The organism is Dapis purpurea BLCC-M126 (assembly GCF_050015975.1).
GTDB lineage: Bacteria > Cyanobacteriota > Cyanobacteriia > Cyanobacteriales > Microcoleaceae > Trichodesmium.
Genome location: NZ_JBNHER010000102.1, coordinates 25,689 through 40,480, shown reverse-complemented (window position 1 = coordinate 40,480; position 14,792 = coordinate 25,689). Strand labels below are relative to the sequence as shown.

Genomic DNA, 14,792 nt, shown 5'->3' with positions numbered 1-14,792 from the left:
TTTAGTGCTGGGAGGAAAGCAACCAGCAAATAAATTACTTTCCTATAATAATTAGAATAAACTAAGTTGTTTACCATCCAAACCATCGAACTTCTTACGTTTAATACGTTTAGCTTTAGATTTAGATTCAGTATTTAATTCAGAAATATCAAACAAGTTTAACTGCACTGGAGTATCTAAAACTTGCTCAACTTTCTGAACAAAGTTAATAGTTTTCTGTTTAACTAATTCGCCAAAATTGTAAGTATAACCATCAGATTTGTGTAGATGTTTGCAATACTTATAACTAATACCTTGAACGGTTTCAGTCTTAGTTTTGATGTTGAATGAGCCAGTTTTACGCACTGCAATCCGACCGACATAAGTACCAATCTTTTTACCTTTAGTAACTACAGCTTTGACAATATCGCCAGTCTGAAAACCATAGAATGATTTTTGTCTTAGCTTGGGTGCAGTTATAGGAAAACCGTATTTATCAGGCTTGACCATTTGACGAGAACCTCTACCCATAGCTTTGATAAGCAATGGCTGATAGTTCCGAATATTTAAGGTATCAGGAGTAGAAACCCCTACACAAGCTGCATCAGTCCAATGATATTTGCTGATACCTAGCCGTTTCCGATTGTATTTAGTTAAACCACCGCTACCAACTTCAACAGGTAGTCCAGTGGATTCCAAGACTTCCTTAAGTTTCCACCTAGTAGCATTGACAACAGTACCATTAGCTAATGGTTGCTTGCGTTGTTTGTTAATTATTTCTAACAACTTAGGTCTATCAGACAGGAAATCTTCAGGAAGTTTGTTAGATTTAGCCTGATTGCAGTCTACACAGCTTAGAACTAAATTGGATACTTTATCAGAACCACCACGGGATTTAGGATGGAAATGGTCTGAATTAAGTGCAGTTTCCTTGGTTCCACAATAGACACAAGTATGGTGAAATTTCTCTAACAGATATTGCCTAACTTCATAACCAAACAACTCCCCGCGTTGATACTCTGTACCTTGAATCTCTGGATTAACAATCTTTTGTGTGTCAAATCTAACTAACTCCATACTAATTGAATCAACTGGAGCATACTTGATTAATTTATCAACCCAGGATTTGATATTGTGAACTCTCGACATGAGAGAAGGTGGTAGCCACCCTTTGGGACGTTTGCGATTAAGAAATCTAGGTTTCCGATATCTAGTTTTCCAATTTCTACGAGAACTTCTCAAAGTTTTACGTTTGGTTAACGCTTCCGATATTTGAAACCCACGATGTTCTAATTCTGCGCAAAAAACTATATTGGTATCAGATAACAAAGCTAAACCTGTTGTTTTCGCTCCAGGGTCAATCTTGATTCTATACTTTTTTGTTGGTTTAGATTCCTCCCTTAGTATGATTGTAAATGGATACTTTCTAAGCACTGCTGCTTTTCCTTCTGATAGCAACTTCCTAGCTTTTGCAGGATGTGTGGGGTCGCAAGGTGTTTTGTTAGTATCTAGAACGAAAACTGAGTTTCTGTTTAACATTTGAAAATCTCCTATTGCTAGGGTAATGTTCGCCGAGGCAAAGTTATCGGTCGGTAACTATCCAAATAGCACTTTCAATACCCAATATAGAATGTTTAACTATATGGTTCTAGAGCTTGGAACTGGCGACGCATTCCAAGGTAGGTCCTTAACGCTTACCGATAACGCAGCCAGTTAAGACTTAGCCGGGTCAACTCTGAGCCTGTAAAGACTGGCCCTACAAGCCCACACTATATTCTAGGAATTAGTGTTGGGTCATTGACATTCCTGTTGAACCAAATCCACCAATATCTCTTTCAGTTGTACTTAATTTATCAACTTCTTCTACTTTAACAGATAAGACTGACGCTATTACCATTTGAGCTATTTTCATTCCTTTAGTTACTTGAAAGGAATTTTTACCATGATTTATGAGAATTATTCCTATTTCTCCTCGGTAACTTTCGTCGATAGTTCCAGGAGTATTTAAAACAGTAATTTGATGTTTTAATGCTAATCCACTTCGCGGGCGAATTTGTGCTTCTGTTCCTGATGGTAATTCTATGGAAATACCTGTATGAATCAATTTACTTTCTCCAGGATTAATAGTTAATTCATCAATAGAAAATAAATCTAACCCAGCATCTCCTTTATGAGCGTAACAGGGAACAATTGCCAATTCATCTAACTTTTTAACTTTCAGTTTCATAATAGGGAGTAGGGAGTAGGGAATAGGGAATAGGGAATAGGAAATTTCCTTTCTTGATCTAAATATTAGAGCGATGAAAATTTGTCAATATTCCATCTTTTGAATTGATTGAATTCTTACTTTTGACTTTTGACTTTTGACTTCTAACTTTCTAAGGTGCTAACCTACTTTTACCAAGTCTATTTTTTTCATACCATTCTGCTATATTGGGAACCCAATCTTGAACATGAGGCCACATTAACTCACACAACATTTGAATTTCTAATTGAGCATTCTTTTTAAAGCGTAAATCCAAAAAATGTAACAAACTTCGACAATTAAAACTAACAACAAAATGCTGTCGATAATCAAAAGGAATTTTTCCTCTTGCGTGTTCTTCAGACATTCCCAATTCCATATCAATTTTGTATTTTTTAGCAGCCTCTAAACACCACTGTAAATCTTGTTCTCTTTGTTCAGCAGAATAATAATATTTTTTACCCTGACGGTCAGAATATTCTCCTACCGGACGTAAGTAAAAAGCAGTTTCTATATCCGTTTTTCCCTCAGCAACTGCGATAACTTTTCCGGAACAGTAACGATAACTTTGCACATCGAAAGTTACTCCGACGCGATGAGTTCTTGCTTGCTGCATAACACTATGGGGAAAAAAACCACAATTAAAAGTAATTTGAGGGTGTTCAATACAATTTCCACACACAACAACTTTTCCATTTCTTCTAACTAATAAAGCACCAGTAGAAACAGAAGCACAATAAACTTTACCTTTGTAATTAACAAAACCTTCTTTTATTTCTATATCTCTATTTTCTTGGCAACATTCGACAAGATATGTAGAAATTTCAGATATATGTAATCTCCAGCAAGGTTTGTGATTTTTATCCGCTTCACCCTCATTTTTATTATTTAAAGTTAGATTTGCCCTAAAACCATTAATATGTGCAGTTGCTTGAATTATTTCTAAAGCATTTTTATTAGTTGAATTACAGGACAAACTTTTTTCTTTTATCTTTGTACCATCACTGTTTTTTAAGCCATCCCAAAAACTCGCTACTAAATTCGCTGGTAATTCTAATAACCAGATCGGTACAGTCTTATCTTCAGAATTAGAAAAATTCCGATGAATCCATGAAGCTAAGGATTTGTGTTCAATGACAAACCTATTTCCCTCAGTTTCTTTGACTTCCAAATTCAATGAAAGTAAATAATCTATTTTGCGAGGATTTTTTATTCTAAACCTAACAACATCAGAATTTTTATTTATACTTCTCAAGCCATCTCTATAGAAAAAACCTGCTATTCTAAAAGCTGTCTGTAAGTCGATATTTTCTGGTAGATCATTAGGTAACTTTCTAGCACTATTTTTTAAATAGCAATTCAATAAATAACGTACTGGTGTATTATAAACATCTTCAGCTTTTTTGCTAAACCATTCTGTCCAATTATTTTCTGTACTTGTTCTTCGAGAAATTATCATCCTATGGTCTTTTGTGACTAACAAATCAATAAAATTGCTCTGAACATAATACAATTCATCATCTACATCATACTCATAAAGTTGACTTGGTTTTTCAAACCAAGCCTCTTCTGTGTCAGTATTTACAGCTAGTAACTTCATAGAAGATGTTACTTGATTCCAAGTCATCCAACCTTGATTTGTTAACACTTCAGTATCAGCAGAATAGTTAAACTAAGCCAGGTAAGTTACCCCACCCGACTCGTCTTCAGAACCGTGCGTGAGACTTTCACCTCACACGGCTCCTCTCTTAAACGTCCCTTTTCATGGGTACATCCTGCTTTAGAGTCAACATATCGTCAATCCATATATAATTTTCAGGCAAGTCCTGTGGCTTAAATTTTGGATATGTCTTTTTGTCTAAAGCCGTTTTACTGTCGTGGCAATGTCGGTGCAACAATTGTTTGTTTTTATAAGTGTTGTCACCGCCTTTAGACCTTGGTTTTATATGGTCAACTTCCATAAGGTCAGTTGGTCTAAAGATTAGTCCACAAAATGCGCATTTATTCTTTTGACGTTTTAATAACGTCGTGACTTCTTTCCTTACGCCTGGATATTTGCCGATTCTATTACTCCAATAAGTCCATTCGCCGTCATAAGGGGATTTATTACCTTTCACTTTGATGTGTCGAATAATGGGAACATCAGAGTGTCGGTTTAGGATATATCCATCATTGTTAAATTCCCAATTTCTAGTTTCTTTAACTTTAGGGAAATACTTTTGCTTAACCCATTTGGCCGACTTATTGGGATGCCTCCTACTTGTCCATCTTTGCAGTCTTTTCCATAGAAGCATATCCATTTTATTGAAAATGTCTTTACTGACTACAGTTGAGAAGTAGTTAGCCCATCCTCTGATTACCGGGTTTAACTTGCTTATTAAAGCTCTAGCAGGAGCGGTTTTGTTCTTGTTACATATATCTGCTAGTTTCCGATAGTGAGCTTTAATGCTCTTGGAGGATGGTTTAATAAGCGTCTTGAATCCTTGTTTGGCTGACTTTACTTTCCATTGCCTAATGGTAAATCCTAAGAAGTCAAATCCGGGTTTATTTCCTTCATATTCTTCCAAGGTGTGGGCAATTTTGGTTTTCTCTGGTTTTAGTTCTAATCCTATCTGGTTTAACCATTCCTGTATGACGGTTTTAGCTTGCAACACTACTTTGATGTCTTTGTGTAGGATTACAAAATCATCAGCATAGCGTATTAAAGACAGTGCGTTTTTATTCTCTTGCTTCTTCCCTTTTAAGGATTCAGCAAATTCATTTAAACACTCTTCCATACCGTGTAAGGCGATGTTTGCTAGTAAGGGTGATATAACCCCTCCCTGTGGTGTACCTTCCACAGTGTTTGAGAATTGTTTGTTATCAAACACTCCAGACTTTAACCATTGTTTGACTAATCGCCTGTAAGGAGATTGACCCACTTTTCTCAACAGTGCATCATGGTTAATTCGGTCGAAACACTTAGATATGTCAGCATCTAGTACATATTTGGGTTTTTGTTTGATACTGCCATATATGGCTTCTATGGCATCATGTGTTGACCGTCCTGGTCTAAAACCATAGCTATTAGGTTCAAAACGTGCCTCCCATTCTGGTTCCATACCCAACTTAACCAGACCTTGTAATGCACGGTCGTACATTGTAGGGATTCCAAGAGGTCTCTTCTCATCCCTACCTGGTTTTGGTATCCAGACTCTACGGGTCGGACTTGCTTTGAGGTATCGCGTGTTTAATATATCAACCAGGTTTAATCTCTGCATAGGAGGTAGGTTTTTGATACCATCTATCCCGGCAGTTTTCTTACCCTGGTTATCTTGGGTCACGCGCCTAACAGCTAGCAACCTAGCGTAATAACTTTTGGTCAGAAGTCTTTGGTATTTACGCATCTTGCGGATTTCGCCACGGCTGGATGCTCTGTAAATTAACTTTTGCAACTTAAATACATTCTTCTCAACCCGTCTCCAGTTAATGTCTTTCCATTTGAGATTAGGATTAATACATACTGGATCTGGTATATCGTCTGTATCCCATGCCACGCTTAAAAATGGTTTAGGATTTCCTAAACGTCTTTTTAGTGTTTTAGCTTTATTCATCGCTAATTATTACCTTACATTACGTCTAACAGTGGGTACGTCAGCATAGATATGCTTTTTACCCAATCCTACTCTCCCTAAGACCTACATCCGTTGTGTAGATTGACCTTGAATGGCTTCCTAAGTTCTCGACCTATATTCTTAGGATGTCTTAGAGAGGTTTCCTCGTTCCCTTATTCCTTTATTGCGGCTGATTTAGTGGGGTAAATTCTCCCGGAGGGTTCGATATGATTGCTGATAATCGTGGATGCAGAGATTATCCATAGACCCTCTGACTTTTGTCCTACATCCCATAGCTACCTTTGGGATTGTTCGCACTTGACGAGAGTTTAATTACCTTCCTGTTCGTCCACTTGTCAGCCTTTGCTTGCGGTATCGTTCCTGGTAACTGGTATTGTTCCGCTTTTAAACCAGCTTCACGGATTGATGTTCAGTCGCTACCGTGTGGTCTATGCTGTCAACCTAGCAACAAGGCGGATGGAATTTCACCATCAAGGCAATAAGAGTTATTCACAAGTCGAGGTTGTCCTCCTGTATTGACTTGGAACGGCCATTTATACCTAGTTTCCTAGTTTAGTGGCCAACGAGTCGCACGCATCCATAATGGCCGCGATCGCCTGCTAAAAGTCGCTTAACAATAATTTCCCCGCATTTTGTTTCTGAAGGCAAATTATCTTGTTCATCAAATACAAATCCTTCACTATAGTTACCCTAAGCATATAAGTTACCCTATATACTCGGCTTCAGAACCGAACGTGAGACTTTCACCTCATTCGGCTCCTCAATTTAGGACTGCTGCCTTTGCTTGCAGCAACTTCTAAGTGCCATGTCTTTTGTCATGGCAGTGTAAATGTAGTACTTCTAGATTTTTATCGGAATTGTCCCCACCTTTAGCTTTGTGCTGAATGTGGTGTTTTTCCTAGATATCTCCAGTTTTGAAGTTTAGCCCGCATTCGGTACATTTTCCCGCTTGTCTTTTGATAATTCTGGCTTTTTGAGGGTCTAGGATTTTATATTTATCTCCCAGTCTCTGTAACCAATAATTATCGTCACCGTTGTAGGGGGAAGCATCTCCCTTAACTTTCACATACGTTTTACTCGCCTGTGTTTCGCGGTAATGAGGAAGTTTAATTACTCCTTTTTTTGACTTATAGGCAAAATTCCATTTCGTTTTACCTATAGTGAGCCAGTATTTGTCCGCTATCCAACCCGCTGTTTTCTTCATTCTACTTCTTCTACACGCCCATCTCCATAACCTTTCATAGATTAAGTAATCTAATTTACTGAAGGCTTCTTTTGAGTTGTGGTATGTGTAGTAGTTGCACCATCCTCTGATAATCGGTGTTAGTTCTTTGATTAACGCTTCTTGAGAATTTGCTCGGTGTTTATGAATTACAGTGGCGATTTTTTCGTAGTGATTTTTGATGCTCTCTTGAGATGGTTTGACGATTGTGGAGTACGGTTTTAGTCTTTCCCCGAATCTTGATTTAATCTTCTTGGATGTATGTTTTCCTTCTTTATATTGTCGGATATTACATCCTAAAAAGTTAAATCCGGGTTCTTGCCCTTGATGTTGTTCAAGTGTGTGAACTGTTCTGGTTTTAACGGGCTGGATTTCTAATCCCAAATCTCCTAACCATGCTTTGATTATTTCGGTACATTCTTCGACTACGGCTAGTTTTTCATTGATGATTACAAAATCATCTGCATACCTAATTAATTTAGGTATTGATACTCTTTCTCCGTAAATTCTTTCACTATTACGGATGCTACCGTCTTTTCTACCAGGAAAATGTTTCTCTAGTATTTTTTCCATTCCATGTAGTGCAATATTAGCCAGCAATGGTGATACTACACCTCCTTGAGGAGTCCCAGTCTCGGTTTTTTCCAGAAAGCCATCATTAATCACTCCGGATTTTAACCAAGCTTTTATTTGTCTCCTAAAATTGGGGAATGTGTCGATTTTATCTAATAATCGATTGTGGTCTATCTTGTCAAAACATTTAGATATATCAGCATCCAATACAAATTTTGGTTTAAACTGTATTTGTTTCCTAATGGCTGATATTGCATCATGTGTGCTTCTTCCTGGTCTAAATCCATAGGAGTTAGGCTCAAACTTTGCTTCCCATTCAGGCTCTAAAGCCTGTTTGAGCAACGCTTGTTTGGCTCGTTCCTCCAGGGTTGGGATTCCTAAAGGTCTTTTTTCCTTCTTTCCAGGTTTGGGTATCCAAACTCTTCTAGTTGGTGAACTTTTATGACTCAGTTTTAGTTTTTGAGCTAATTCTAGTCTTTCTGAAGGACGAAGGGATTTTACTCCATCTATCCCTGCTGTGTTCTTCCCTTTATTATCCTGTGTGACTCTCCTGACTGCAATTAGTCTAGCAGACCAGGCTTTGACAAGCAGTTTTTGTAATTTACGGACTAACCTCACATTTCCACTTTTAGAAGCTTTATAGATTCGTTTTTGGAGCTTGAAGACGTTTTGTTCGGCTGCTTTCCAGTCGATATCTTTCCATTCCAACGTTGATTTTATCTCTGTTCTAGACATATTTACTCCTATTCAAGAACATATAATTCCTAAATCGTGAATCTGTGGGCATATCCAATTCATTACAAACTGGCTTTTGCTTCGGATTCAATCCCATCTAAGGTGGCTTGCGCTAGCTACTACTCAAAGATTCGACCATTTGAGAGCCTCTCCTTAGATTTAATTCGTTCCCCTTTCCCGTGGGTATCAGTTTTAGGGCCTTCCTTTTCACCGAGGTTATTTTGGGGTACCGATAAATACCAAGACTCGTATTTATCCCTTAACCTTTGGTCCTTTTTTGACCGCTGCGTATCAACCTAATTTCGCAACTTAATGCTCACGACAAATATAGAAGTTCACTTTCGTTGCCCATGACTGAATGCTTGCAAAAAAAACAACAGTTAGGTTTTGTTATTTATTCGCTTTTATACCCGCTTCAATGTCAGTAGTCGCTACCTGCTTAACCTTGGGGTATATGCTGTCATCGAGGTACTTTCGAGAAGGGACTTGTCAAATCTTTATATTTATTTAACTTATTTATATTAACTTTTGTTAAATATTGCCATGAACCGATGTTTATTGACCATGTGGCTCTGGTCGTGATTTGACTCACCCTTACGGGAAATGAGTTGTCTCGGTATCGGGTTTAACCCTTCCCTATTGACCCGCCTTTTACTAGAAGGAAGGTGCTGAGGTCATTACACCTCAAACGAACCGCACATCTTGATGCAAAGCAGCATAAATTACCTGTTGAGGATTTGGTGTTTTAGCAATAACTTCTACCCGAAATTTATCCATAAAATTATTCTAAAGTTGAGCTAAATATCAAGAGTAAAGCAACTTATTATTATTGCACAATAAAAATTAACTTTCTAGAAAATCATAGATTTTTCTTATTTTTGACTTTTAACTTTTGACTTAAAAAAATGATACTTTTGGAAAGTTTGGTACAGACAGATAGATCTGAACTTAGCATTTAAATACTAAAATTGTCGCCTTGGTCAATTAAAAGTGATGAAATTGTTAGGTGCAATTCACTTGTGCTTAACCTAACTAGTGTTAGGTATAGGCTGCTACATATAAATCATTTTCTCAATAAGCAGAAGTATCTAGGCCAGATTAATATTACTTCACATCAAATTCATAAGTTTTAAATATAATTAATTAACATAACTAGTATTTTTAATTATGTATCCTCAAGTCCACGAGGAGAATTATGAAGTTTCGATGAAGACAATGGGGTTTTTAGGCAAATATTTTTAAAGATTTGATGAAGTTACCTGAAATCACGCGGAAATACTGAAGTTATTTGGTAGCATTGAATAAGTTGAAACATAAGTAAGAAACTAGAAATTTATACAACTGTAAAAAATAGCAAGGATAAGTAAACATATTTACTACTTATTTAACCCTACTAGGACTTACACCAAGACACTATAATATACTTAATAAAAACTATAAATCTGATATATGTAGTGTATAGAACTCATGGGTTGCGTAACTCATGCAGACTAAAAAAACTGATTTATGATTATATTTTTCTAGCTTTCGTTGATGCAAGTCGATTTACTTTCTTATATGCAATTTTCCTCAGATAGAAAATTGTAATAAATAATATAAATTTTGTGCAGGAGTTTATAAACGATGCTGAAATCTTCTAGTTTAACTGATCGCACCCTACCTCAAGTTTTTGCTCAACAGAAAAAGATAAATGAGGAAATTATCAATTATGAAAGTAAGAGTTATAATTCTCCTTTAGATATTTTATTTTTAATTCCTCATCCTTTTTATGAAGATAGAGGTTCACCTATTGCTGATAAACTTGTCTTGAAATATTTATCAGAAAATGGTGAAAAAGTTGATGTAGTAACTTATGGAGAAGGGCAAAATATTGAGTTTAACAATACTAATATTTTCCGTACAATCAAAGTACCATTTGTTCGGAATATTCGTCCGGGATTTTCTTGGAAAAAAATAGTCTATGACATTTTAATGTTCGTGAAAGTAATTAAGCTAATTGCTAAAAAACGCTATGATTTAGTTCATGCTGTAGAGGAATCAGTATTTATTGCACTACTACTGAAATTTACTTTAAAAATTCCCTATATTTACGATATGGATTCTTCATTAGCCCAACAAATGGAGGAAAAATATCCTTTCCTTTCCCGTTTTGGCTCCATATTGAGGTGGTTTGAAAAACAAGCAGTAAAAAATTCAGAAGTTGTAGTTCCAGTTTGTCAAGCTTTAGCTAATACTGTTTATAAATATCGCCCCAAAAAAGTTGTACTATTGCCAGATGTTTCTCTGTTAAATGAAAAACAAGTTTCAAATCAGCAGAATCTCAGAAGAGAACTGAAAATTAGCAATACAATGCTAATGTATGTGGGAAATTTAGAACAATATCAAGGCATAGATTTACTGCTCGATAGTTTTGCTTTAGCACTAAAACAAACAAAAGAAGTTGATTTAGTCATAGTGGGAGGAAATCCCGAAGATATTAAAAACTATCAAAACAAATCCAAGAAATTAGGCATTCAAGAAAAAGTACATTTTCTTGGACAAAAGCCTGCTAGCGAATTAGGAAACTATCTTGCTCAAGCTGATGTTTTAGTATCTCCTCGGACTAAAGGTAAGAATACACCCATGAAAATATATTCTTATCTAGATAGTGGCAAAGCTGTATTAGCAACTAATTTACCAACTCATACTCAGGTATTAGGTAACAAAACAGCAATGTTATCTCATCCTACTCCTAAAGCATTTTCAAAAGGAATAGTTTCTCTAGTTGAAGACCCTAACTTAAGATTAAAATTAGGTACAACAGGTAAAATTATGGTTCAGAAAAATCATAGTTATGCAGCATTTTGTGAAAAGTTGGGTAGTCTTTACAATGAACTGAAACTAAAACTTAACTTCAATAGAAATGAAAATGTTGGTTCGGAACAAATACTTGTACAAGAGTCAGATTATTAAGTATCTTAGTTAGTAGAGTTATATTCTTTATAATCCTAAATTGAGATGTTATGGAAAGAAATTTAACTAAACTAACAAACAAGGTTCACGATTTAGTTGTGGTGGGTGGGGGAATTTATGGAGCTACCCTCGCTTGGGAAGCAAGTCTTCGTGGTTTCTCTGTCGCTCTTGTAGAAAAAGGAGATTTTGGTGCTGCCACTTCTGCTAATAGTTTAAAGACTATTCACGGAGGATTGAGGTATCTACAGAATGCTGACTTCAAGCGGATGCGAGAGTCAATTCACGAACGCACAGCTTTGATGAGAATAGCACCCCATCTGATTCATCCACTACCAGTTTTGGTTCCTACATACGGACATGGGTTGAAAGGAAAAGAAGTTTTATCTGTAGCATTAGCAATTAATGATTTGGTGAGCTGCGATCGCAATAGAGTCCCAGACAACCAAAAACATATTCCTAATGGTCGTGTTATTTCCAAGCAAAAATGTCTAGAGTTACTGCCTGATATTCCGACTCAAGGTTTAACTGGAGGAGCTATATTCTATGATGCTCAAGTTTATAATTCAGAAAGACTGAACATTTCATTTTTACGCTCTGCTTATCAAAAGGGGGCAAGTTTAGCAAACTACGTTGAAGTTAATGGGTTTATCCAAAATGATAATCGCATTATTGGAGTAACAGCAACAGACAGACTTACTGGAAATAAATTAGATATCCGCGGTCAAACAGTTATCAATACCTGTGGAGCTTGGCTAAATAAAATTCTAGGTATGGTCAACCAAAAGGAGCGATCACCTTTTGGTCTAGCTAAAGCAATGAATTTAGTTACTACTCGCCCATTATTTGAAAAATATGCGGTGGGTATTTCCAGTAAAAATAGTTCTGTCGATCCAAATACAGTAATTAACAAAGGTAGTCGTTTCTTTTTTATTGCTCCTTGGCGTGGGCGCTCTATGATTGGTACAGAATATGCAGTTTATAGTCAAGACCCAGATAATTTTCAAATCACAGAAGATGAGATAAATCAATTTATTACTGCTATTAACCAAGCATATCCAGGAGCCAAATTAAAACGGGAAGAAATTTCATTTGTACATGGGGGGATACTACCAACAACTAATGTTAATCCTAAAAATGGCGAACCAGTCTTAGCCAAACATTATCAAATTTTCGATCATTCCCAAACTGGATTATTAGGTTTAATTTCAGTAGTAGGAGTGAAATATACCACTGCCAGAGACGTAGCTGAAAAAGTAGTTAATTATCTATTCAAATCATTAGGAAAAAAATCTCCTAAGTCAGTTTCATCAGTTATACCTATATATGGTGGAGAAATAGAAAACTTTAACGCTTTTTTACAAAATGCTATTGTTGAAAACAAATCAAAAGGTTTAACAGAATCAACTATTCGTCGCTTAGTTTATAACTATGGCTCTGCTTATCCAGAAGTTATTAATTATTTGGATAGTCCTGAGAGTAAACTAGCAGTTATTAAAGCTGAAATTCTCCATGCTATCCATCAAGAAATGGCTCATAAATTAAGTGATGTAATATTGCGCCGGACAGAATTAGGTAGTGTTGGGTATCCAGGCGATGAAATTATTCAATTCTCTGCTGAAGTTATGAGCAAAGAGTTAAGTTGGAATTCGGAAAAATTACAACAAGAATTGCAAGAAATAAACAATATTTTTGGATTTTCCCAAGTCAAAGTTCCCGTCTAGGAAATATCAGGAAATATCTAATTTGGTTTTATTCAAGTTATTTTAGTTAAGTACTTAAACAAAATTATTTACCTATTCATCCACCAAGAAATAAATTTCTTGGCTGACAGTAGAAGTCATCTAAAGATGACTAAAGGTGGGCTGATTTATTATGCTAATTAATGATACTTAATATAATAGCTGAATGCTTAACTTAATACTTTTCCTTTATATCAACAAATTTTACCTAAAATTTAATGTACAAAACCTCTCCATATATGGAGAAATAAAGACAAAAATTCCTTTTCGCTAATCCTCTTCTCCATCGGGAGAAGTAATTATTAATTATTAATTGTTAATTATTAATTGTTTAACTATGCCATCTCCAATAGCTCACTCAGTTTCTGGATATTTACTATCTAAATTTATACCCCAAGGATTAGCAAAATATTATCCCTCTCGTTGGTGGAACTGGGAAAATTTTTATCCTGTTTTTGTTGCCATTTTCGCTGACTTTGATTTTCTACCTCAGTTAATCACAGGCGAAAGATTTCATCGAGGCATAACTCACACTTTTGTTTTTGCCATTGTTTTTAGTTTCATAATTAGCGGGCTAATTAGTTATTTCCACAAATCTTCCTTTAAACAACTATTTTTATTTACTTTAGTTATCTATACTTCTCATTTAGTGCTAGATTTTTTCACTGCAACAAGTGGTGATGGTTTACAACTTTTATCACCGTTTACAAATACATATTTTAAATCAGTAATACCTCTTTTTCCATCAGTTCATCACTCCAAAGGATTATTTCACCCAAGTCATTTAGTATTTATTATTTGGGAATCATGTTACTCAATATTAGTCTTAACTGGTTTATGGCTGTGGAAAAATTATCGCTCTAGAAAATTCTCTGAATAAATCTAAGTAAAAATGAATCAAAAAATTATTGCAGATGCTCACGTTCATATTCATAAATGTTTTGAACTTGATCAACTATTAAACGCATCTCTAACAAATTTTCAAAAAATATCTCAAACAAAAACTGATATTGATAACTTGGTTTTTTTGATATTTTTAACAGAAATGCTCGGCGATTTTGAATTTAGTAAATTATTAGAATCTGCTCAAAATTATCAGCAAATTAATAACTGGAAATTAACTCCAACCCAGGAATCAATATCAATTTCTGCCACTAATAACGATAATCAAAAAATTTTTATCATTGCTGGTCGGCAAATTGTAACAGCAGAAAAATTAGAAGTTTTAGCCCTAATTTCAGATAGTGAATTTGCAGATAGTCTACCTGTAGAAACTACCATCCAAAATATAGTATCAAAAAATGGTATACCCGTATTACCTTGGGCAGTAGGAAAATGGATAGGTAAAAGAGGTAAGATTTTACAAAAGTTATTAAACTCAGATACCCTTTCTATGGTATATCTCGGTGATAATAGTGGTCGTCCGAATTTTTGGTCAAGACCATCTTATTTTCAACTAGCTGAACAAAAGGGATGGAAAGTTCTACCAGGAACAGACCCTCTACCCTTAAAATCTGAATATACCAAACCAGGAAGTTTTGGATTTATAGCAGAGGGTGAATTTGATGGGACTGAACCAGGAAAAAGCATGAAGGAGATTCTATTAAATCCTACTACTTCAGTTCAACCCTATGGTTCCCTGGAAACACCATTTCGATTTATTCGTAACCAGTTGGCTTTACGATTAAGTGCATAAGCAGTATAAACCTATAAATATCATTTAATATCATTAA

General features: G+C 35.6%; 10 protein-coding genes. 4 read left to right on the top strand and 6 right to left on the bottom strand.

Annotation, left to right across the window (positions count from 1 at the left end):
- Nucleotides 1–51: 51 nt before the first annotated feature.
- The 6 genes from iscB to ltrA (ACP6PL_RS09485) all read right to left on the bottom strand — a co-directional run bounded on the left by iscB (nucleotide 52) and on the right by ltrA (ACP6PL_RS09485) (nucleotide 8,368).
- Nucleotides 52–1,518: an RNA-guided endonuclease IscB gene (gene iscB / locus ACP6PL_RS09510; RefSeq protein WP_426544892.1), complete on the bottom strand. Its 1,467-nt coding sequence runs from the start codon at nucleotides 1,516–1,518 to the stop codon at nucleotides 52–54.
- A 244-nt stretch (nucleotides 1,519–1,762) separates the two neighbouring features.
- The gene (gene dut, locus ACP6PL_RS09505; RefSeq protein ID WP_426544890.1) at nucleotides 1,763–2,206 is read right to left on the bottom strand and encodes a dUTP diphosphatase; all 444 of its coding nucleotides are present in this window, start codon (nucleotides 2,204–2,206) and stop codon (nucleotides 1,763–1,765) included.
- 151 nt (nucleotides 2,207–2,357) lie between these two features.
- A complete protein-coding gene (gene thyX, locus ACP6PL_RS09500) occupies nucleotides 2,358–3,872 on the bottom strand; it encodes an FAD-dependent thymidylate synthase (protein ID WP_426544888.1) in 1,515 nt (504 codons plus the stop codon).
- 100 nt (nucleotides 3,873–3,972) lie between these two features.
- Entirely contained in the window at nucleotides 3,973–5,817 is a 1,845-nt protein-coding gene (gene ltrA / locus ACP6PL_RS09495) for a group II intron reverse transcriptase/maturase (RefSeq protein ID WP_426544886.1), read from the bottom strand.
- A gap of 817 nt (nucleotides 5,818–6,634) precedes the next feature.
- Complete coding sequence (locus ACP6PL_RS09490) at nucleotides 6,635–6,724, bottom strand: HNH endonuclease (RefSeq protein WP_426544974.1); 90 nt, start codon at nucleotides 6,722–6,724, stop codon at nucleotides 6,635–6,637.
- A 12-nt stretch (nucleotides 6,725–6,736) separates the two neighbouring features.
- A complete protein-coding gene (gene ltrA, locus ACP6PL_RS09485; protein ID WP_426544884.1) occupies nucleotides 6,737–8,368 on the bottom strand; it encodes a group II intron reverse transcriptase/maturase in 1,632 nt (543 codons plus the stop codon).
- 1,623 nt (nucleotides 8,369–9,991) lie between these two features.
- Here ltrA (ACP6PL_RS09485) and ACP6PL_RS09480 point away from each other — a divergent pair.
- The 4 genes from ACP6PL_RS09480 to ACP6PL_RS09465 all read left to right on the top strand — a co-directional run bounded on the left by ACP6PL_RS09480 (nucleotide 9,992) and on the right by ACP6PL_RS09465 (nucleotide 14,755).
- On the top strand, nucleotides 9,992–11,320 hold the full coding sequence (locus ACP6PL_RS09480) for a glycosyltransferase family 4 protein (RefSeq protein ID WP_426544882.1): 1,329 nt from the start codon (nucleotides 9,992–9,994) through the stop codon (nucleotides 11,318–11,320).
- A gap of 50 nt (nucleotides 11,321–11,370) precedes the next feature.
- Entirely contained in the window at nucleotides 11,371–13,041 is a 1,671-nt protein-coding gene (locus tag ACP6PL_RS09475) for a glycerol-3-phosphate dehydrogenase/oxidase (protein WP_426544880.1), read from the top strand.
- Nucleotides 13,042–13,396: 355 nt separating this feature from the next.
- Nucleotides 13,397–13,939, top strand: coding sequence for a metal-dependent hydrolase (locus ACP6PL_RS09470; RefSeq protein WP_426544878.1), 543 nt, complete (start codon nucleotides 13,397–13,399; stop codon nucleotides 13,937–13,939).
- A gap of 12 nt (nucleotides 13,940–13,951) precedes the next feature.
- The gene (locus tag ACP6PL_RS09465) at nucleotides 13,952–14,755 is read left to right on the top strand and encodes a hypothetical protein (protein ID WP_426544876.1); all 804 of its coding nucleotides are present in this window, start codon (nucleotides 13,952–13,954) and stop codon (nucleotides 14,753–14,755) included.
- Nucleotides 14,756–14,792: the final 37 nt, after the last annotated feature.

What these genes read in the sequence shown, in the direction of transcription:
- ACP6PL_RS09475 (WP_426544880.1), top strand. Translation starts at nt 11,371, where the DNA reads ATGGAAAGAAATTTAACTAAACTAACAAACAAGGTTCACGATTTAGTT.
- ACP6PL_RS09470 (WP_426544878.1), top strand. Translation starts at nt 13,397, where the DNA reads ATGCCATCTCCAATAGCTCACTCAGTTTCTGGATATTTACTATCTAAA.
- dut (WP_426544890.1), bottom strand. Translation starts at nt 2,206, where the DNA reads ATGAAACTGAAAGTTAAAAAGTTAGATGAATTGGCAATTGTTCCCTGT.
- ltrA (WP_426544884.1), bottom strand. Translation starts at nt 8,368, where the DNA reads ATGTCTAGAACAGAGATAAAATCAACGTTGGAATGGAAAGATATCGAC.
- iscB (WP_426544892.1), bottom strand. Translation starts at nt 1,518, where the DNA reads ATGTTAAACAGAAACTCAGTTTTCGTTCTAGATACTAACAAAACACCT.
- ACP6PL_RS09480 (WP_426544882.1), top strand. Translation starts at nt 9,992, where the DNA reads ATGCTGAAATCTTCTAGTTTAACTGATCGCACCCTACCTCAAGTTTTT.
- ltrA (WP_426544886.1), bottom strand. Translation starts at nt 5,817, where the DNA reads ATGAATAAAGCTAAAACACTAAAAAGACGTTTAGGAAATCCTAAACCA.
- ACP6PL_RS09465 (WP_426544876.1), top strand. Translation starts at nt 13,952, where the DNA reads ATGAATCAAAAAATTATTGCAGATGCTCACGTTCATATTCATAAATGT.